Origin of the sequence: Blastococcus sp. HT6-30, assembly GCF_039729015.1 — a bacterium.
In the GTDB taxonomy this organism is placed as follows: domain Bacteria; phylum Actinomycetota; class Actinomycetes; order Mycobacteriales; family Geodermatophilaceae; genus Blastococcus.
The window spans coordinates 1,469,402-1,488,311 of sequence record NZ_CP155792.1 but is presented as its reverse complement, the minus strand read 5'-3'; the positions used below and the strand labels follow the sequence as shown (position 1 = coordinate 1,488,311).

General features: G+C 76.1%; 19 protein-coding genes and 1 pseudogene. 14 read left to right on the top strand and 6 right to left on the bottom strand.

The genetic code is table 11. The annotated features are described in order from the left end of the window. Nucleotides 1–163: 163 nt before the first annotated feature. Genes ABC795_RS07210 through ABC795_RS07185 form a run of 6 tightly spaced genes read left to right on the top strand, consistent with a single transcriptional unit; the run spans nt 164 to nt 5,519 of the window. Entirely contained in the window at nt 164–667 is a 504-nt protein-coding gene (locus tag ABC795_RS07210; protein ID WP_347060273.1) for a YbaK/EbsC family protein, read from the top strand. Next, on the top strand, nt 664–1,257 hold the full coding sequence (locus ABC795_RS07205; RefSeq protein ID WP_347060271.1) for a GNAT family N-acetyltransferase: 594 nt from the start codon (nt 664–666) through the stop codon (nt 1,255–1,257). Before ABC795_RS07210 ends, ABC795_RS07205 begins: the two co-directional genes overlap by 4 nt. Further along, nucleotides 1,254–2,906, top strand: a complete 1,653-nt coding sequence (locus ABC795_RS07200) for an NAD(P)/FAD-dependent oxidoreductase (RefSeq protein ID WP_347060269.1) — start codon at nt 1,254–1,256, stop codon at nt 2,904–2,906. Before ABC795_RS07205 ends, ABC795_RS07200 begins: the two co-directional genes overlap by 4 nt. Beyond that, nucleotides 2,903–3,715, top strand: a complete 813-nt coding sequence (locus ABC795_RS07195) for a carotenoid biosynthesis protein (protein ID WP_347060267.1) — start codon at nt 2,903–2,905, stop codon at nt 3,713–3,715. Before ABC795_RS07200 ends, ABC795_RS07195 begins: the two co-directional genes overlap by 4 nt. Then, on the top strand, nt 3,712–4,863 hold the full coding sequence (locus ABC795_RS07190) for a glycosyltransferase (protein ID WP_347060266.1): 1,152 nt from the start codon (nt 3,712–3,714) through the stop codon (nt 4,861–4,863). The genes ABC795_RS07195 and ABC795_RS07190 overlap by 4 nt, the downstream gene beginning before the upstream one ends. After that, a complete protein-coding gene (locus ABC795_RS07185) occupies nt 4,860–5,519 on the top strand; it encodes a flavin reductase family protein (protein ID WP_347060264.1) in 660 nt (219 codons plus the stop codon). Before ABC795_RS07190 ends, ABC795_RS07185 begins: the two co-directional genes overlap by 4 nt. Here ABC795_RS07185 and ABC795_RS07180 read toward each other — a convergent pair whose 3' ends face one another. Both ABC795_RS07180 and ABC795_RS07175 read right to left on the bottom strand, forming a co-directional pair. Next, the gene (locus ABC795_RS07180) at nt 5,520–6,497 is read right to left on the bottom strand and encodes a carbohydrate kinase family protein (protein ID WP_347060262.1); all 978 of its coding nucleotides are present in this window, start codon (nt 6,495–6,497) and stop codon (nt 5,520–5,522) included. A 154-nt stretch (nt 6,498–6,651) separates the two neighbouring features. After that, nucleotides 6,652–7,350 carry a CDP-alcohol phosphatidyltransferase family protein gene (locus tag ABC795_RS07175; protein WP_347060260.1) on the bottom strand — a complete coding sequence of 233 codons (699 nt, stop codon included), beginning with the start codon at nt 7,348–7,350 and terminating at the stop codon, nt 6,652–6,654. Between the two features lie 47 nt (nt 7,351–7,397). Between ABC795_RS07175 and ABC795_RS07170 the strand changes: the two genes are divergently transcribed. Together ABC795_RS07170 and ABC795_RS07165 are read left to right on the top strand one after the other, a co-directional pair. Beyond that, the gene (locus ABC795_RS07170; protein WP_347060258.1) at nt 7,398–8,192 is read left to right on the top strand and encodes an alpha/beta fold hydrolase; all 795 of its coding nucleotides are present in this window, start codon (nt 7,398–7,400) and stop codon (nt 8,190–8,192) included. A gap of 74 nt (nt 8,193–8,266) precedes the next feature. Next, nucleotides 8,267–8,902 carry a hypothetical protein gene (locus ABC795_RS07165; protein ID WP_347060256.1) on the top strand — a complete coding sequence of 212 codons (636 nt, stop codon included), beginning with the start codon at nt 8,267–8,269 and terminating at the stop codon, nt 8,900–8,902. Here the strand turns inward: ABC795_RS07165 and metF are convergent. Continuing rightward, nucleotides 8,892–9,800, bottom strand: a complete 909-nt coding sequence (metF, locus tag ABC795_RS07160) for a methylenetetrahydrofolate reductase [NAD(P)H] (RefSeq protein WP_347060254.1) — start codon at nt 9,798–9,800, stop codon at nt 8,892–8,894. The two genes, ABC795_RS07165 and metF, sit on opposite strands and share 11 nt — an antisense overlap. Nucleotides 9,801–9,999: 199 nt before the next feature. Here metF and ABC795_RS07155 point away from each other — a divergent pair, with 199 nt between their 5' ends. From ABC795_RS07155 to ABC795_RS07145, 3 genes are all read left to right on the top strand, one after another. After that, nucleotides 10,000–11,127 carry a polyprenyl synthetase family protein gene (locus ABC795_RS07155; protein WP_347060253.1) on the top strand — a complete coding sequence of 376 codons (1,128 nt, stop codon included), beginning with the start codon at nt 10,000–10,002 and terminating at the stop codon, nt 11,125–11,127. Continuing rightward, the gene (gene crtI, locus ABC795_RS07150; RefSeq protein ID WP_347060252.1) at nt 11,127–12,659 is read left to right on the top strand and encodes a phytoene desaturase family protein; all 1,533 of its coding nucleotides are present in this window, start codon (nt 11,127–11,129) and stop codon (nt 12,657–12,659) included. The genes ABC795_RS07155 and crtI overlap by 1 nt, the downstream gene beginning before the upstream one ends. 67 nt (nt 12,660–12,726) lie before the next feature. Beyond that, entirely contained in the window at nt 12,727–13,680 is a 954-nt protein-coding gene (locus tag ABC795_RS07145; RefSeq protein ID WP_347060251.1) for a phytoene/squalene synthase family protein, read from the top strand. Here the strand turns inward: ABC795_RS07145 and ABC795_RS07140 are convergent. The 3 genes and pseudogenes from ABC795_RS07140 to ABC795_RS07130 form a co-directional block, all read right to left on the bottom strand. Then, nucleotides 13,677–13,841 (bottom strand): annotated as a pseudogene (locus ABC795_RS07140) (lycopene cyclase domain-containing protein); the annotation flags it as partial. The gene ABC795_RS07145 and the pseudogene ABC795_RS07140 sit on opposite strands and share 4 nt — an antisense overlap. 41 nt (nt 13,842–13,882) lie before the next feature. Further along, the gene (locus ABC795_RS07135) at nt 13,883–14,248 is read right to left on the bottom strand and encodes a lycopene cyclase domain-containing protein (RefSeq protein ID WP_347060249.1); all 366 of its coding nucleotides are present in this window, start codon (nt 14,246–14,248) and stop codon (nt 13,883–13,885) included. Nucleotides 14,249–14,364: 116 nt separating this feature from the next. After that, nucleotides 14,365–14,688, bottom strand: a complete 324-nt coding sequence (locus ABC795_RS07130) for an Rv2175c family DNA-binding protein (protein ID WP_347060248.1) — start codon at nt 14,686–14,688, stop codon at nt 14,365–14,367. A 13-nt stretch (nt 14,689–14,701) separates the two neighbouring features. Here ABC795_RS07130 and ABC795_RS07125 point away from each other — a divergent pair, with 13 nt between their 5' ends. From ABC795_RS07125 to ABC795_RS07115, 3 genes are all read left to right on the top strand, one after another. Continuing rightward, a complete protein-coding gene (locus ABC795_RS07125) occupies nt 14,702–15,853 on the top strand; it encodes an alpha-hydroxy acid oxidase (protein WP_347060247.1) in 1,152 nt (383 codons plus the stop codon). Between the two features lie 82 nt (nt 15,854–15,935). Next, entirely contained in the window at nt 15,936–17,921 is a 1,986-nt protein-coding gene (gene pknB, locus ABC795_RS07120; RefSeq protein ID WP_347060246.1) for a Stk1 family PASTA domain-containing Ser/Thr kinase, read from the top strand. A 33-nt stretch (nt 17,922–17,954) separates the two neighbouring features. Continuing rightward, nucleotides 17,955–18,833, top strand: a complete 879-nt coding sequence (locus ABC795_RS07115) for a deoxyribonuclease IV (RefSeq protein ID WP_347060245.1) — start codon at nt 17,955–17,957, stop codon at nt 18,831–18,833. The last annotated feature ends 77 nt before the right edge of the window (nt 18,834–18,910 follow it).

Here is an 18,910-nt window from a genome sequence, read left to right as displayed (position 1 = left end):
CGGTCGGCCGGGGCCCGGCATGGTCTTCGACGAGGCGGTGCCGGCGCGCGCCGGTCGAGGATGCACCGGAGACCGCCGACCTCGCTGCTGGCCGGCGTGCGCCGACCGTCCGCGCGACCGAGCGGGGCACGCGCCCGGCTCGGGCCGGTGGCAGGATCGACCCATGCCCTTGCCGGACCACCCACGGGTCACCGAGGTCGCGCGGCTGCTCCGCGCGGCCGGTGCCACCGGCGAGGTGCGCCACCTGCCCGACACCGCCCGGACCGCCGCTGCAGCCGCAGCAGGGCTCGGCGTCCCGGTCGGCGCCATCGCCAACAGCCTGGTGTTCGACGTCGGCGGTGCTCCCGTGCTGATCCTGACCAGCGGCGCCCACCGGGTCGACGAGGCACGGGTCGCCGAGTTCCTCGGCGTCCCGCAGCTCACCCGGGCCGACCCGGAGTTCGTGCGGCGGCACACCGGCCAGCCCATCGGCGGCGTCGCGCCGATCGGACACCCCGAGCCGATCGGCACGCTCGTCGACGTCGAGCTGGCCCGCTTCGACGTGGTGTGGGCAGCCGCCGGGCACCCGCACACGGTCTTCCCCACCAGCTACGACGAGCTCCTCCGCCTCACCGAGGGCACCCCGGTCGAGGTCGCGGCCGATTCCGCCCCGCAGGCCGCCCCGTGACCGGCACCCGACCGGCCACCCGCATCGTCGAGCTGCCGCCCCCGTGGATGCGGGAGCACATGCACGAGGTGCTGACCGTCTACGGCCTGGCGATGGGCTACGACTCCGGCGTCGTCGCCGGGCGGTACGGCTACGCCATCCAGCACACCGAGCGGCCCGGCTTCCGTGCCGTGGGCGCCTTCGCGCAGACCCCGGAGGGCGAGCGGCTCGTCGGCTTCGGCTACGGCTACCTCATCGCCCCCGGGCAGTGGTGGCACGACCAGGTGCGCGCGGCGCTGGACCGCCGGACGGCCAGAAAGTGGCTGCCCGGCGCCTTCGAGGTCTGCGAGCTGCACGTCCACCCCGACGCGCAGAGCCAGGGGCTGGGCCGGCAGCTGCTGCACGCGCTGGTCGAGGGCCTGCCGCACCCGGTCGCCCTGCTCTCCACGCCCGACGCCGACACCAAGGCCTTCCGGCTGTACCGCGCCGACGGCTTCGTCGACCTCGCCCGCGGCTACCACTTCCCCGGCGACTCCCGGCCCTTCGCCATCCTCGGCGCGCGGCTGCCGCTGCATCCGCCGACCCCCTCCGCGCCGAACTCCCGGGCGTGACCGCTCCCCCCGCTCCCGTGGACGTCGTCGTCGTCGGCTCCGGCCACAACGGCCTGGTCGCCGCCTGCTACCTGGCCCGCGAGGGCCTGCGGGTGGAGGTCGTCGAGTCCGACGACGTCCTGGGCGGTGCGGTGTCCACCGTCGAGCGCTGGCCCGGGGTGCAGGTCGACCGGGGCTCCAGCGCGCACGTGATCATCCGACACAGCGGCATCGTCGAGGAGCTGGACCTGGCCGCGCACGGGCTGCGCTACATCGACTGCGACCCGTGGGGCTTCGCGCCGGCTCCCGCGCCCGGGAACCCCGGCCCGGACGGCCGGCCGCTGGTCCTCTCCGTCGACCTGGACGCCACGTGCGCCTCCATCGAGGCTGCCTGCGGCCCGGCGGACGCCGCGGCCTACCGGCGCTTCGTGGCGGTCTGGGCCCCGCGCAGCCGAGCGGTGGTCGCCGCCTTCGGCCGCGCGCCCTCCCCCGGGGGCCTGGTCCGCTCGTTCTGGCCGCTCGGCGCGCCCGCCGAGGGCCGGGTGCGCACTCCCGGCGGGGAGCTGGCCGTCGACTTCCTCGGCTCCGGCGACGCCCTGCTGGACCGGTGGTTCACCAGCGAGCGGCTCAAGGCGGCGCTGGCCTGGTTCGGCGCCCAGTCGGGCCCGCCGATGTCCGAGCCCGGCACTGCGGCCATGGTCGGCTGGGTGGCGCTGCTGCACGACGTCCCGCCCGGCCACCCGGTCGGGGGCTCCGGCGGCCTGACGCAGGCGCTGCGCCGGCGGCTGGAGTCCGACGGCGGCCGGGTGGTGCTCGGCGACGGCGCCGCGCGGTTGCTGGTGGAGGACGGCCGGGTCGCCGGGGTCGAGACGCGATCCGGCCGGCTCGTGCGAGCGCCCTCGGTGGTGGCCGCCTGCCACATCGGCGTGACCCGCGAGCTGGCCGGGGAGGCCGCACCCCCCGTGCTCGCCGAGGCCGCGCCGCCGATCGGCAACGGCTTCGGCCTGGTCGTGCGCGCGCTGACCGACGCCCCGCCGTCGTACCCGGGCGTCTCGGCCACCGACGCCCTGCAGGGCCTCCAGCTGCTCTGCACCGACCGCGGTCAGCTGGCCGCCGCGCACGGTGACTGGGGTGCCGGCCGGGTGCCCCGCGATCCGGTGCCGCTGGCCATGTCGTTCTCCGCGAGCGACGACACCCTGACCCCGCCGGGGCAGCACGTCGTCACCATCTGGGGGCAGTGGTACCCCTATGCGCTCGCCGACGGCGGCGACTGGGACGCGCTGGCCGACACCGAGGCCCGGCGCCTGGTGGATGCCGTCGACCGCTACGCCCCCGGGTTCGCCGGCTCCGTCCGGGAGGTGTACGTGCAGACCCCGCTGGCCCTGGAGCGGGAGCTGTCCCTCCCCCGTGGCAACGTCATGCACGTGGAGATGGGCCTGGCCAGCATGTTCGCCTTCCGCCCGGCGCCGGGGCTGTCGGGCTACCGGGTGCCGGGCCTGCCCGGCCTCTACCTGGCCGGCGCCTCCACCCACCCCGGCGGCGGCGTCTCGGGCAACTCCGGGCGGACGGCGGCGCGCACCCTCCTCGCCGACCGCCGGGCGCTGCCCCGCGCCCGGGCGGCGGCCGGCCGGGCGCTGCGGCGGCTGCGGGCCGGAGCGGCGGAGGTGTGACGGCCGCGACCGCCTCCGCGCCGGCGTCGGCCGTGCGCCGCGTCGTCCCTCTGGCGCTGGCCGGCGCGCTCGTCGCCACGGCCATCGCCTACCCGCTGACCTCGGGCGGCCTGCGCGACGTCGTCTCCTGGACCATCGTGCTGCTCGGCTCCGCGCTGTCGGTGGTGCACGCGGGCCTGAGCCGGGGGGTGCGCACCGGGCTGGGGGTGCTGGTGCTCGTCGCGCTCGTGGCCATCGGCTTCGAGTCGGTCGGCCTGGCCACCGGCTACCCCTACGGCAGCTACACCTACAGCGACACCCTCGGCCCCACGCTGCTCGGCGTGCCGTTCCTCGTCCCGCTCGCCTGGCTGATGATGGCCTGGCCGAGCTGGCTGCTCGGCGACGTGCTGGCGCGGCCGGTCCGCGCCTCCCGCCGCCGGCCGGCCCGCATCGGCTGGGCGGCGGCGGTCTTCGCCGCGTGGGACGTCGTCCTCGACCCGCAGCTGGTGCAGGCCGGCTACTGGACGTGGGCCGATCCGTCCCCCGGCCTGCCCGGCATCGACACCGTGCCGCTGACCAACCTGGCCGGCTGGCTGCTCGCCGGGCTGGTCCTCATGACCCTGCTGGACGCGCTCGTCGCCCGTACCGCGAGCGGGCCCCGCACCGGTCCGGGCGCCCCCCTGTTCGCGCTGGCCTGGATGACCCTCGGCGGCGCCCTCGCGCACGCCGGCTGGCTCGGCCTGCCCGGCTCGGCGGCCTGGGGGGCGGGGCTCGGCGCCTGCGTCCTCGTCGTCCTCGCGGTGCAGCACCGGCGCGCGGGGCGGCGGTGAGCGGCCGGCTGCTGCGCCTCCTGGCCGGGGTCTCGGTCGCCGGAGCGCTGCACGCCGTCGTCAACACCGCGCTGCTGCGCCGTCCCCGTGCGGACCCGCCGCCGGTGGACCGCCGGGTCACCGTCGTGCTGCCGGTCCGCGACGAGGCCGGGCAGGTCGGCGGCTGCCTGGCCGCGCTCCTCGACCAGCGGGGGCTGGAGCGGCTGCGGGTCGTCGTGGTCGACGACGGCTCCACCGACGGCACCGCCGACGTGGTGCGCGCGGTGCACGACCGCCGGCTCCGGCTGGTCTCCGCTCCCGCGCCGCCGCCGGGGTGGCTGGGCAAGCCGCACGCCTGCGCGGTCGGGGCGGCAGCAGCGCAGGACGAGGACGGCGCCGACGACGACGTCCTGGTGTTCGTCGACGCCGACGTCCGCCTCTTCCCCGACGCGATCGCCGCCGCCGTCGCGCTCCTCGACGCCTCCGGGCTGGACCTGGTCTCACCGTGGCCCCGCCCGCTGGCGGTGGGCGTGGCCGAGCGCCTCGTGCAGCCGCTGGCGCCGTGGCTCTGGACGACCACGCTGCCGCTGCGCCTGGCCGAGCGCTCGCCCCGCCCGTCGCTGGCCGCCGCCAACGGCCAGTTCCTCGTCGTACGGCGGAGCGCCTACCTGCGGGCGGGCGGCCACGCCGCCGTCCGCGGCGAGGTGCTGGAGGACATCGCGCTGCTCCGGGCGGTGAAGCGGTCCGGCGGCCGCGGCGGGCCGGTCGACGGCTCCCGGCTGGCCGCCTGCCGCATGTACGAGGACTGGCCCGCGCTCCGGGACGGCTACGCCAAGTCGCTGTGGGCGTCGGTCGGCGGCGCGCCGACCGGCGGGCTCGCTGCGGCGGCCGCGCTCACCGCCGTCTACGTCGTCCCGCCCCTCGCGGCGCTGGGCGGCTCCCGCGCCGGGCTGGTCGGGTACGCGGCCGGGGTGGCCGGGCGCGTCGCCGCCGCGCTGTCCAGCGGCAGCCGGGCCTGGCCGGACGCCCTCGCCCACCCCGTCTCGATCCTGGTGCTCGACGCGCTCATGGTGCGTTCGGTGCTGGGGCGGCGGCGCGGCAGCCTGCGCTGGCGCGGCCGGACGGTGGACGCGAGGAACGCGGGCGCATCGGCGACGATGGACCGGTGACCTCACCCGACCAGTTCCGGCCGCGCACCTCGTTCGACCCCACCGCGATGGACGTCGGCGCGTTCTACCGGGTGCTCAACTCCGTCGTCGTCCCCCGGCCGATCGCCTGGGTCTGCAGCCGCTCGGCCGCCGGGGTGCACAACCTGGCCCCGCACAGCTTCTACACCGTCGCCTGCGTCGACCCGCCGGTCATCCAGTTCACCTCGGTGGGCCGCAAGGACTCGCTGCGCAACGTCGAGGACAGCGGTGAGTTCACCGTCAGCCTCACCCCGGAGTCGCTGTTCGAGCAGGTCAACGCCACCGCGACCGACTTCCCGCCGGACCAGAGCGAGGCCGAGCACACCGGGGTCACCCTGGAGCCCAGCGACCGGGTCGCCACGATGCGGGTGGCCCAGTCGCCGGTGACCCTGGAGTGCACGCTGCACGCGACGCTGCGGCTGGGCGACAGCACCGTGGTGTTCGGCCGGGTCGTGCACGTCTCGGCGTGGGAGAGCGTCGTCCGGGACGGCCGGCCGCGGATCGAGGAGCTGCAGCCCCTGGCCCGCCTCGGCGGCAACGAGTGGTCGACGATCGGGGACGTCAAGGAGATCCGCCGGATCCCCTACCGCAGCTGGAGCGAGGACCCGGGCATCGGCGACCGCCTCCGCGGGGGCTGATCAGCGGAGCAGGTGGGCGGCGACCTCGTCGGCGGCGTCGGCCCCGAAGGCGTCGGCGAAGCGGGCGAGGAAGCTGTCCCGCGGCAGGTCGTACTCCTGCGTGCCGATGACCTCGACGGCGGCGGTGGCCACGGCCGACCCGAGCTGGGTGGAGCGCTCCAGGCCCAGGCCCCACATGCGGCCGGCGATGAACCCGGCACGCAGCGCGTCGCCGCCACCGGTGGGCTCGACCGGCTTGGTCTCCGGCACGGCGACGACCGACAGCGGTTCCTCACCGGCCCGGCGCACGAGCACGCCGTCGGCGGCGCGGGTGGTCACCCAGGTGCCGACCCGGGCGAGGACCTCGTCGGCCGTCCAGCCGGTCTTCTGCAGCAGCAGCGCCGACTCGTACTCGTTGGTGAACAGCAGCTCCGCGCCGCTGACGAGGTCGCGGATCATCTCGCCGTCGGCCCAGGCCAGCTGCTGGCTCGGGTCGGCGGCGAACGGGTAGCCGCGGTCCCGGCACTCCTGCGTGTGGCGGACCATCGCGGTCGGGTCGTTGGGCCCGACGACGACGAGGTCGAGGCTGCCGATGCGCTCGGCGACCGGCGCCAGCTCGATCTGCGAGGCCTCGGCCATCGCGCCCGAGTAGAACGACGCGATCTGGTTGTTCGCCTCGTCGGTGGTGCAGACGAACCGGGCGGTGTGCTTGAGCTCCGACCAGCGCACGCTGCGGGTGTCGACCCCGTGGCGGGACAACCAGGCGTCGTAGTCGGCGAAGTCGCTGCCGACGGCGCCCACCAGCACCGGTGACAGGCCCAGCAGGCCCAGCCCGTAGGCCATGTTCGCCCCGGCGCCACCGCGGTGCTGCACCAGGTCGTCGACGAGGAAGGAGAGCGAGACGTTCTCCATCTGGCCCTCGACGAACTGCTCGGTGAAGCGACCGGGGAAGGTCATCAGGTGGTCAGTGGCGATGGAGCCGGTGACGACGACGGGCACGGGGGTGGGCTCCTCGGGGACGGGCCTGGCGTCGGGGCGCGGTGCGCCGGCGCACGAGGGGCCGCGGCGGTGGACGGACGGGGAACGGCAGGGGCACGCACACCCTAGGTGCCACCCGGCACGGCCGCCCGGTCGTGGGGGCCGCCGACGTCGCTCAGTCGGCGGGGGGGACGTCGCCCGCGCCGGGGCCGGCCAGCTCCCTGCCCAGCCACCGGCCCAGCTGCAGGGTGCCGATCGCGCCGAGCAGCACCCCGGTGGCCGCGCCGGCGGTGACCACCAGCGCCGCGCCGTCCACCCCGGCCACCTCGAGCCCGGAGACGACACCCGCGCCGCCGAGGGTCAGGCCCGCCATGGCCACGCGGGTCGGCCGTTCCCACAGGGAGATCGGGCCGGTGCGGTGGACACCGGCCTGCCCGGCGCGCGCCCGCAGGTAGTCGGGCAGCCAGCACAGCGCCCCGAAGGCGACGGCGAGCCAGCCCGGGGCGCCGGCGCCCCAGAGCGCCGCGGCGTACGCGGCCTCGGTGAGCCGGTCGACGACGGAGTCGAGGACGAACCCCCGCTGCGAGGCGCGTCCGGTGCCGATGGCCAGCGCGCCGTCGAGGCTGTCGAGCAGCCCGGAGAGCCCCACGAGCAGCCCGGCCACGACCAGCCAGGCACCGCCCGCGGCCGCCGGCGCCACCGCGGCCGCCGCGACGACCACGCCGGCGGCGGTGGCGAGGGTCGGGGGCAGCGCGGCCAGCGGCCGGGCGAGGACGTGTGCGAGCGACAACCAGCCGCGCACGAGGGGCGATCCGGTGTCGGCGCCGCCGTGCCACCGCGACCAGGCGTCCAGGTACTCCTCCCTGCTGAGCACCGCGCCTCCTCCCCCGCCGCCGGGTCCGCACCAGGGACAGTGGGAGCATGCCCGCCGCCCGGACGCGTCGTTCCCTGCTGATCCTCCTGGCCGTGGCGCTGGTCGGCGCGGTGGCCGTGGCCGGCGTGCTCCTCACCCGGGACGGCGGGTCCCCCGCGCCCGCGCCGGTCGCGGCGGAGGAGCCGGGCCCGGTGCTGCTCGTGCCTGGCTACGGCGGCGACACCGCCGGCCTGGAACCGCTGGCCCAGCGGCTGCGCGACACCGGCCGCGACGCCACCGTGGTGCCGCTGCCCGGCGGCGGCACCGGTGACCTGCGCGCGGCGGCGGACGTCCTCGACGCCGCGGCGTCGTCGGCGCTGGCCAGGAGCGGGGCCGGCAGCGTCGACGTCGTCGGCTACTCGGCCGGCGGGCTGGTCGCCCGGCTGTGGGTAGCCGACGGGCACGACGACGTCGTCCGCCGCGTGGTCACCCTCGGCTCACCGCACCACGGCACCGGCGTGGCGTCGCTCGGCGCCGTGTTCGCACCGGACCGGTGCGCGGAGGCCTGCCGCCAGATGGTGCCGGGCAGCGAGCTGCTCACCGGGCTGGCCGCCGACGGGACGCCCGAGGGGGTGGACTGGGTGTCGGTGTGGACGACGCAGGACACGGTGGTCACCCCGCCGGAGTCCGCCCGCCTGGACGGCGCGCTGAACCTGACCGTGCAGTCGGTGTGCGAGGGCCTGCAGGTGAGCCACGCCCGGCTGCCGCGCGATCCGGTGGTGCAGGGCATCGTGCTCGCGGAGCTGGACGCCGGGGACCCGGTCCCGCTGACGTCCGCGGACTGCGCCCGCCTGGGCGGCTGAGCGCGACCGCCGTGCTGAACGCCCCACCTGGCCTTCGGCGCATCGGGAGCCCGGGATCGGGGCATGCCCGGTCCATGGCCCCTCCGATCAGCGACGCCGTCGTCGTCGACGTCCTGCGCCGGCTCGACCGGCTGCTCACCCCGCTGGCCACCCGGCTGGGCCGGCCACCGGCGCTGCCGCGGCGCGAACGTGACGAGTGGTGGGCCGACCGGGTCTCCCGGGTGGCGGCCGGCGTCTCCGCCGTCCCCCGGTTGGCCGGCAAGCTCGCCGACCTGCTGCCGCTGCAGAACACCGTCGGCACCGCCGTGCAGTCCCTCGTGGTGCTCGGCGTGGCCGGCGAGCACGGCGTGGCGGCGCCGGCCGAGCGGGTGTCGCTGCTGGCCCGGGTGCTGCTCGACCGGGAGCTGAGCCCCGCGCGTGTCGAACCACTCCTCACCCGCGCCAGGGGCACCTACGTGGAGGGCGCCCTGGGCAGCAGGGACGAGCGCCGCGGGGTCACCGGAGCCGCCCGGACGCTGTGGCGCGCGGCCCGGCTGCTCGGCCGGATCGACGACGCCCTCGACGCCCGGCCCAAGGGCCGGCTGCCGGCCCGCGCGGTCGCCAACCTCCCCGTCGTCGGTGTCGCCGGCGGGTACGTCTCGGAGCGGGAGGGCCTGCGCCGGGCCGCGGCGAAGGCGGCGGACGTGCTGGAGGCCCCGCTCAGGACGTGACGGCGGGCGCGGCGGCGGCGAGGTTGGTGAACACCTCGCGGGTCGCCGTCGAGCGGTTCATGGTGATGAAGTGGATGCCGGGCACGCCCTCGTCGAGGAGCTGCCGGCACATGTCCGTGGCCACCTCGACGCCGAGGGCGCGCACGGCGGCCTTGTCCTCGGGCCGGTCGCCGTCCAGGGCGGCGAAGCGGTCGGCGAGCTCGGGCGGGAACGCCTGGCCCGACAGCTGGACGATGCGGGTGATCTGCCGGACGTTCGTGACCGGCATGACCCCGGCGATGACCGGGACCTCGCACCCCTTGGCCGCCACCCGGTCACGCATCCGCAGGTAGTCCTCGGGTCGGAAGAACATCTGGGTGATGGCGAAATCGGCGCCCGCCCGGCACTTGGCCACGAACATCTCGACGTCGGTGTCGAAGTCCGGGGAGCGGGGGTGCCGCTCGGGGAACGCGGCGACGCCGACGGAGAAGTCGCCGACGGAGCGGATCAGCTCCACCAGCTCGGAGGCGTACCGCAGGCCCTCGGGGTGGGCGACCCACTCCGCCTGCGGATCGGCGCCCGGCGGGTCGCCGCGCAGCGCCATGATGTTGCGCACCCCGGCCGCCGCCATGCGGCTGATCACGTGCCGCAGCTCCGCGACGCTGTGGTCGACCGCGGTCAGGTGCGCGAGCGGCGTCATGGTCGTGTCGGCCGCGATCCGCTCGGTCATCGCCACGGTGCCCTCGCGGGTGGAGCCGCCGGCCCCGTAGGTCACCGACACGAAGGACGGGCGGAGCCGCTCCAGCTCGCGCAGCGCCGTCCACAGCTGCTCCTCCCCTGCCGGCGTCTTCGGCGGGAAGAACTCGAACGACCACGTGGGTCGCTCGGTGGCGAGGAGCTCGCGCACGGTCCGGGTCACGGCATCCGAGGGTAGTGGCGTCCGGACCGGCCCCGGCGGCACCACCACCGAAGTCCGGCCGCCGAGGTGCATCCGGCTCCCTCCCGGGCACCGAAAAGGCCATGAACCGGGAACCGGGGGCGGAGTGACGACGGAGCAGAGCACGGCGGCCGCCCTGGTGAAGGGGCAGCGCCCCACCGGGTCGGGCGATACTGACCGCATGATCGCCCGGGCGCAGCAGCGCGAGTCGGCCCGCTCCGCACCACCGCTGGCGGCGGCGGACCTCGACCGGGTGCGCGCCGCGGTGGCCGCCGCGCTCGACGCCTTCCTCGCCCAGCAGCGCGCCACGCTCGCCGGCATGGACCCGACCCTGGCCCCGGTCGTCGACGAGGTCCGCGCCGTCGCCGAGGGCGGCAAGAAGCTGCGCCCGTCCTTCGCCTACTGGGGCTGGCGCGGCGCCCGCGGCCACGGCCCCGGCGTCGGCGAGGACGACGAAGCGGTGCTGCGCGCGGTCGCCGCCCTGGAGTTCGTGCACGCCAGCGCCCTGGTGCACGACGACGTCATGGACGCCGCCGGCACCCGGCGCGGCCGGCCGACCACGCACATCGGCTTCGCCGACCGGCACACCGCCCACGGCTTCTCCGGCGACCAGCAGCTCTTCGGCGTCGGCGCCGCCATCCTCGTGGGCGACCTCGCCCTCGTGTGGTCCGACGAGATGCTCCGCTGCTCCGGCATCTCCGAGGCGGCCCTGGGCCGGGCCCGGGCGGTCTGGGACACCATGCGCACCGAGGTCACCGCCGGGCAGTACCTCGACCTGCTGCGCGCAGCCGGCGGGCTGCCCGGCCCCGACGGCGCGCTGACCGTCGCCCGCTACAAGAGCGCGGGCTACACGGTGCAGCGGCCGCTGCAGCTCGGCGCCGCGATCGCCGGCGCCGGCCCGTCCGTGGTGGAGTCCTTCGCCGCGATCGGCCTGCCCCTGGGCGAGGCGTTCCAGCTCCGCGACGACCTGCTCGGCGTCTTCGGCGATCCGCAGGTCACCGGCAAGTCCGCCGACGACGACCTGCGCGAGGGCAAGCAGACGCTGCTGGTCGCGCTGGCCGAGGAGGCGGCGGACGACGCCGGCCGGCGGCTGCTCGGCGAGCTGCTCGGGAACCCCGACGCCGGCCCGGAGGAGTTCGAGGTGCTGCGCGGCCTGCTGGTCTCCACCGGCGCCCGCGACCGCGTCGAGCAGCGCATCACGGTCAGCACCGTCCGCGCGCGGGACGCCATCGCCGAGTCCCCCATCGCCGACGACGCCCGCGCCGCCCTCGACGCGCTCGCGGTCGCCGCCACCACCCGCACCGCCTGATGGTCCGCACCGCTCCGGGTCCCACCGATCGGGTCGTCGTCGTCGGTGCCGGGCTCGCCGGGCTGGCCACCGCCCTGCGGCTGCGCGGCGCCGGCCGCGAGGTCGTCGTCGTCGAACGGGGGAACGGGCCGGGCGGCCGGGCCGGCCGCGTGGAGCAGGCCGGGTACGCCCTGGACACCGGCCCGTCGGTGTTCACCGCACCCGAGGTCGTCGCCGACACCCTCGCCGCGGTCGGCGAGAAGCTCGAGGACCGGCTGACCCTGCGCCCGCTGCCGACCAGCTACCGGGCGCAGTTCGCCGACGGCACGCACCTCGACGTGCACGCCGACCCCGACGCCTTCGCCGCCGAGGTGGCCGCCCTGTGCGGGCCGGCCGAGGCGGACGCCCTGCGGCGCTACCTGGCCGACCTGGCCGAGCTGTACCGGCTGCAGCTGGACACCTTCATCGACCGCAACCTCGACTCCCCGCTGGACCTGCTGGGTCCCCAGCTGCTCACCCTCGCCCGCCGGGGGGGTTTCCGGCGGCTGTCCGGTCACGTCGAACGCGCGTTCACCGACGACCGGCTGCGCCGGCTGTTCAGCTTCCAGGCGCTCTACGCCGGGGTCTCCCCCTTCCGCGCCATCGCCGCCTACGCGGTCATCGCGCAGCTCGACATCGGCGCCGGCGTCTGGCACCCGGAAGGCGGCATCGCTGCCGTTCCGCGCGCCCTGGCCGACGCCGCGGCCGACGCCGGGGTCCAGCTCCGCTACGGCGCCACCGTCGCCGAGCTAGAGACCGCCGGCGGGCGCGTGGGGGCGGTGCGGCTCGCCGACGGCGAACGGCTGCCCGCCGACGCCGTCGTCGTCACCACCGACGCCCCGCACACCCTGGTGCCCGGCCTGCGCGGCCCGCGCCGGCCGGTGTACTCGCCGTCCTGCATCGCGCTGCACCTGGGCGTCCGCACGCCGCTGGCGGGCCAGGCCCACCACACGATCAGCTTCGGTGCGGCGTGGCAGCAGGTGTTCGACGAGCTGACTCCGCACGGGCGGCTTCCCGGCGGGGGTTCCAGGGCTCGGCGGGGCAGCATCATGAGCGACCCCAGCCTGCTGATCAGCATGCCCTCGGTCACCGACCGCAGCCTCGCCCCCGACGGTGGTCAGGTGCTCAGCGTCGTCGCCCCCACGCCGAACCTCGACCGGCGCAGCGGCGGCAACCCCGACCTGGACTGGGCCGCACTGGCGCCCCGCTACCGCGAGGAGCTGCTGGCGACGCTGGAGGCCCGGGGGTTCACCGGGGTCACCGACGCGATCGAGGTCGAGCACATGGACACCCCGCTCACGTGGGCGGCGCAGGGCATGGCGGCCGGCACGCCGTTCGCGCTGGCGCACACCTTCGGTCAGACCGGCCCGTTCCGCACTCCGACGCTCCCCCGGCGCGGCCCGGAGAACGTGGTGCTCGCCGGGTCCTCGGTGCAGCCCGGCGTCGGCGTGCCGATGGTGCTGATCAGCGGCCGGCTCGCGGCCGAGCGGATCACGGGGGTGCCTGCTCCGTGAGGCGGCGGGTGAGTGAGCATCGCGGCGAGGCCTGCGAGCGAGGCCCGAGCCGGACCGTGGACATCGCATGACGGCGCTGCGCCCACCCGGCACCCAGGCCCACCGGCAGGAGCAGCTGCGCGCCGCCTACCGGCGGTGCGCGCAGATCGCCGCGCGGCACGGGAAGAGCTACCACCTGGCCACCCGGCTGCTCACGCCCGACCGGCGGACCGCCGTCCACGCCCTCTACGCCGCCGCACGGGTGGCCGACGACCTGGTGGACGTGCCCGGTGACGACCCCGAGGGCGACCTGGCGGAGTGGTCCCGCGCCGTGCTCGCCGAGCTGGCGGCCGGCTGGTCCGACGACCCGGTCCGGCTGGCCCTGGTGCACACCTACCGCCGCTACGACATCCCGGTCGAGCACCTGGTCGACTTCCTGGCGGCCATGACCAGCGACCTCGAGGTCACCGGTTACGCCGACCTCGGCGCCCTCGACCGGTACATGTGGGGCTCGGCATCGGTCATCGGGCTGCAGGTGCTGCCCGTCCTCGGCACGGCCCCCGGGGTCCTCCGGGAGGAGGCGGCTCCGCACGCCATCGCTCTCGGCGAGGCCTTCCAGCTGACCAACTTCCTCCGCGACGTGGCCGAGGACGCCGACCGCGGCCGGATCTACCTGCCGGCGGACCTCATGGCCGCCCACGGGGTGACCCGCGAGCAGCTGCTGGAGCGGCGGCACGACGGCCGGTTCGCCGCGCTGATGCGCGAGATGGTCGAGATCGTCCGCCGGCGGTACGACGACGCGGCCCCCGGGACGCCGATGCTCGCGCCGGAGTCCCGCGACTGCGTGCGGGCCGCCACCGACCTCTACGGCGGCATCCTCACCGAGATCGAGCGGGCGGACTACCGGGTGCTCGACGGCCGGGTGTCGGTGTCCAAGCCCCGCCGCCTGGCCGTGTTCGCCCGGCGGTTGACCGCGGCCCAGCTGGCCAGGGTGAGGGTCACCATGGCGAACCCGAAGAGCAGGTCCTCCACCGGGGCGTAGGCGACCCGCGGGCCCCAGATGGTGCCGGGGTCGTAGGTGACGACGTCCAGCCCGGTGAGGACGCCGTTCATCAGCAGCTGGAACGTCACGATGATCGCGTAGGCGACCCAGAAGACCTTCCGGGTGACCATCCGGGTGCGGTAGACGGCCAGGTCGACCACCAGGACGGCGGCCACCGCCAGCACGGCGAGCGTGGAGTAGCTCACCGCCCGGCACGCTCCCCGGCCGGCAGGGCCTCCTCGGCCGGGTAGCCGGCGTCCCAGCGGGTCACCTTCCGCACCGCCTCCAGCGCCAGCACCGAGCAGAGCGGGACGACGAGGAAGAACAGCACCTCCTCGACGGGGATGCCGCCGGGCAGCCGGACGCCGAGGGTGCGCACCTCGCTGTAGTTCCAGTGCCCCTGCGCGATCGCGTAGAGGACCCACCCCACGAAGACGACGAACTGCGGGACGACGGCGAGCAGCAGGCGCCGCCAGCGCGCGTAGACGCGCACGCCCAGCACCAGCTCGAGCGGCGCGGTGACCACCAGGCAGCCGGCCAGCAGCCCCAGGTAGGTCAGCCGCTCCACGTCAGCGTCTTCCGCCTCGCGCGGCCTGCCGGATCCAGCCCGGGCCCCCGGAGGTCACAGGGCCTTCCGGTTCGCTCCCGCGGGTCGCTCGCTGCGCTGCTCACACCCGTGTCCGCTCACAGGGCCAGGGCCTGGGCCCGGCGGGTGACCTCGGTGTGCCGGTTGTCCCGCAGCGCCTGCACCGGCGTGCCGGGGAGCGACTCGTCCTCGCGGAACAGCCAGTCGAAGGCCTCCTCGTCGCTGAACCCGCCGTCCCGCAGGACGGTCAGCAGACCGGGCAGGTGCTTGAGGACGACGCCGTCCTGGACGAAGTCCGCCGGGATCTTCCCGTTGCCGCTCCCGGGCACGGCCATCAGCTTCCGGTCGCGCAGCAGCTGGCGGACCCGGTTCGGCGAGGTGCCCAGCAGCTGGGCGACCTCCGCGGGCGTGAGCGTCTCCATAGACTCCGAGCCTATGGCGACCATCGGACCAGCCGACAGCCCGGTGCCGGGACGGCCGCAGCAGGATTCCGGGGCGGAGGTCGCGGAGGACCCGGTCCTCGACCCGCCGTACCTCGACCTGGAGGCGCTGGAGATCCGGGCCCGGGAGCTGCTGCCCGAGCCCGTCTACGACTACTACGCCGGCGGCGCCGAGACCGAGACGACGATGAACGAGGCGACGGCGGCCTGGCGCTCGTGGCGGCTGCGGCCCCGGGTGCTGCGCGGCTTCAGCACCGCACAGCTGGGCACCGAGCTGCTCGGCTCGCCGGTGCGCAGCCCGATCGGCATCGCCCCGTGGGCCTACCAGGCCATGGCCCACCCCGAGGGCGAGCTGGCCACCGCCCGCGCCGCCGCCGACACCGGCACCCTGATGACCGTCTCGACGAGCGCGAACCACAGCCTCGAGGAGGTCGCGGCCGTCGCGCCCGGCAGCCCGCGGTGGTTCCAGCTCTACCGGCTGCACTCCGAGCGGCACACCGACGACCTCGCCCGGCGCGCCGCGGAGGCCGGCTACCGGGCGCTGGTCCTCACCGTCGACGTCCCCCTGCTGGGCCGGCGCCGCCGCGACATGGGGCACGACTTCGTCCACCGCGCCGGCGTCCGGATGGCCAACCGCCCGCCCGAGGGCGAGGAGCCGACCCTCGACGGCCTGGCGACGGCGACCTGGACGTTCGACGAGATCGCCCGCTTCGGCGAGCTCTCCGGCCTGCCCGTGGTGGTCAAGGGCGTCCTCCGGGGCGACGATGCGGTGCGGTGCGTGCAGGCCGGCGCAGCCGCCGTCTGGGTCACCACCCACGGCGGCCGCCAGGTCGACCCGGCCGTCGCCAGCGCGCACGCGCTGCCCGAGGTGGTCGACGCCGTGGGCGACGACGTCGAGGTCTACGTCGACGGCGGCATCCGCTCCGGCTCCGACGTGCTCACCGCGCTCGCCCTGGGCGCGGACGCGGTCTTCCTCGGGCGGCCCATCGCGTGGGGGCTGACCACCGGGGGCGCGCGCGGCGTCGCCGGGGTCCTCGACGGGCTGAACGCCGAGCTGGAGCACGCGATGGTCCTGTGCGGCCTGCCCGACGTGCGCTCCCTCCCCCGGGACACCGTGACGCCGGCCGGCGTGATCCGGCGCTCCTGACCACGCGCACCAGGCGTACCAGCCGCCCCCCGCACCGCGTGGTGGGGCCCGGGCGGCCGGTACCCCTCCTACACTCGGCGGGGTGGACACCGCCGTGACCGACCCCGTGGTCGGCCTCGTTCTCGAGGGGCGCTACCGCCTCGAGGAGCGGCTGGCACGTGGCGGTATGTCCACCGTCTACGCAGCCACCGACCTGCGGCTGCACAAGACCGTCGCGGTCAAGGTCATGGCCGAGCACCTCGCCCACGACCCGACGTTCGTCGACCGGTTCACCCGCGAGGCGCGCGCCGCCGCGATGCTCAGCCACGTCAACGTCGTGGGGGTCAGCGACCAGGGCAGCGACCAGGGGCTGGTCTTCCTGGTCATGGAGCTGGTGCGCGGCCGCACGCTGCGCGACCTGCTGAGCGCGCGCGGCCGGCTCACCGTCGCCGAGGCGTTCGCCGTGCTCGAGCCGGTCCTCGCCGGGCTCACGGCCGCCCACCGGGCCGGCATCGTGCACCGCGACATCAAGCCCGAGAACGTGCTGATCGGCGTCGACGGCCTGGTCAAGGTCGCCGACTTCGGTCTCGCCCGCGCCGTCGTCGGCACCGGGCAGACCAGCCAGACCGGCGGCGTGCTGATCGGCACCGTCGCCTACCTGTCCCCCGAGCAGCTCGAGCGCGGCCGCGCCGACGCCCGCAGCGACATCTACGCGGCCGGCATCGTGCTGTACGAGATGCTCACCGGGCACCCACCGTTCGGGGGCGACACCCCGCTGGCCGTCGCCTACCAGCACGTGCACCACGACGTCCCCGCACCGTCGGCGGAGGTCCCCGGCCTGCCCTGGCAGGTCGACGAACTGGTCGCCCGCACCACGCGGCGCGACCCCGCCGGCCGTCCGCTCGACGCCGGGGCGTTCCTCGCCGAGCTCGCCGACGTCCGCACGGACCTCGGTGTCGAGCCGGTCCCGGTGCCCACCGGGCAGAGCAGCGCGGGCCCCGGCACCCTGCGGCCCACCAACCGCCCGACCCGCCCGCGGCCCGGGCACCCCAGCGACCCCGGCACCGAGGTGCTGGGAGGGCGGGGCTCTCGCGCCGCCCGCACCAGCACGCTGCCGGGCATGGGCGCCGGCCCCACCACCGACGTGCACGGCCGCCGCCCCGGGCCGGCCCGACCGCGCCCCGGCGTCCCCGACCACATCCGGCGCCGCCGGGCCCGCCTGTTGATCGCGATCGTCCTGCTGATGGCCGTCACCGTCGGCGCCGTCGGCTGGTGGCTGGGCTCCGGCCGCTGGACCGACGTCCCGTCGCTCGCGGGCAAGGAGGAGGCCGCCGCGATCGACCTCCTCCAGGACGCCGGCCTCGACCCCGACCCGGTGGTCTCCGAGTGGAGCGAGACGGTGCCCGACGGGCAGGTCATCGCCACCGACCCGGCCTCGGGCTCGGTGATCCGCGGCACCGACGTCCGCGTCGTCGTCTCCAAGGGCCCCGAGCGCTACGTCGTCTCTCCCGACCTCGTCGGGCGCCCCGTGGAGGAGGCCGAGGCGGCGATCCAGGAGCAGCTGCCCGTCCAGATCACCCGCGGCGAGGACTACGACGACACCGTGCCCCCGGGCATGGTCATCGGCTTCGACCCGCCCGCGGGGACCCAGCTCAAGCGCGACCAGGTCGTCACCGTCGTGGTGAGCCAGGGCCGGGCGCCCGTCGCGGTGCCCGACGTGACCGGGCAGAGCCCGGAGCAGGCGACGCGCAACCTGGAGGCGCTGGGCTTCACCGTGCAGCGGGCCGAGGACGGCCGCACCGACGCGGTGGACGTCGGCGAGGTCATGGCCGTCGAGCCCGGGCCCGCGTCCGGCCCGGTGCCCTACGGCAGCACCGTGCGGATCCAGGTCTCGGCGGGCGTCCCGCTGGTCACCGTCCCGGACGTCGTGGACATGCCCGAGGCGGAGGCCATCGCCACCCTGCAGGGCGCGGGCCTGCAGGTGGAGTCCACCCGGTTCTTCGGCGACCGGGTCTTCCGGCAGAGCATCAAGCCCGGGGAGACCGTCGAGAAGGGCACCGAGATCACCATCCTCCTCACCTTCGGATAGGCGCCTCCTCCTTTGTCGAACACCTCCCCCGGTGTGCCTCGCGTCGGCGCGCACATCCAGATCAAGGGCGGGCTGGCCAAGGGTGGGCTCGCCTACACCGACGCCGTCGCCGCGCGCGCCGTCCAGGTCTTCGTGGGCAACCCCCGCGGCTGGAAGCTGACCGACGGCGATCCGAAGCAGGACGCCCTGTTCACCGCCGGCTGCACCGAGCGCGGCGTGCCGTCGTTCATCCACACGCCGTTCCTGGTGAACGTCGGCTCCCCCACCGAGGCCACCGTCGATCAGTCCATCGCCTCGATCGCGCACAACCTGCGGCGCGGTGCGCAGCTGGGCTGCCGGGGCGTCGTCGTGCACGCCGGCTCCGCCGTCGGCGAGGACCGCTACGACTCCGCCCTGCGCCAGCTGCACGAGCGGCTGCTGCCGGTGCTGGAGGCGGCGGATCCCGCCGGCCCCCGCCTGCTGATCGAGCCGACCGCCGGTGGCGGCAAGGCCCTGGCCGCCACCGTCGAGGACCTGGGCCCGTACTTCGCGGCCCTGGAGGACCACCCGCTGGTCGGCGTCTGCTTCGACACCTGCCACGCCTGGGCCGCCGGGCACGACCTGTCGGTCCCCGGCGGGATGACGGCGACGCTGGACGCGCTGGAGGCCAGCGTCGGCCCCGGCCGGCTGGGCCTGGTGCACGTCAACGACTCGCTCGACGAGTGCGGCTCCAAGCGCGACCGGCACACCACGATCGGCGAGGGCGCCATCGGCTCCGGCCCCTACGGCACCGGCCCGTTCGCCGAGCTGCTGCGCCACCGCACGACGGCCGGGGTGCCCATGGTCGTGGAGACGCCGAGCCTGCGCGACGGCGACCCGTGCGGTGGCCACGCCGCCGACATCGAGCTGCTGAACTCGCTGATCGGCGACTGAGACGGGAGGGCCCGCGACGGCCTGACCGCCGGCCCCCGGATCACCACGCACCAGCGGCTGTCGATCCCGGCCTCCGG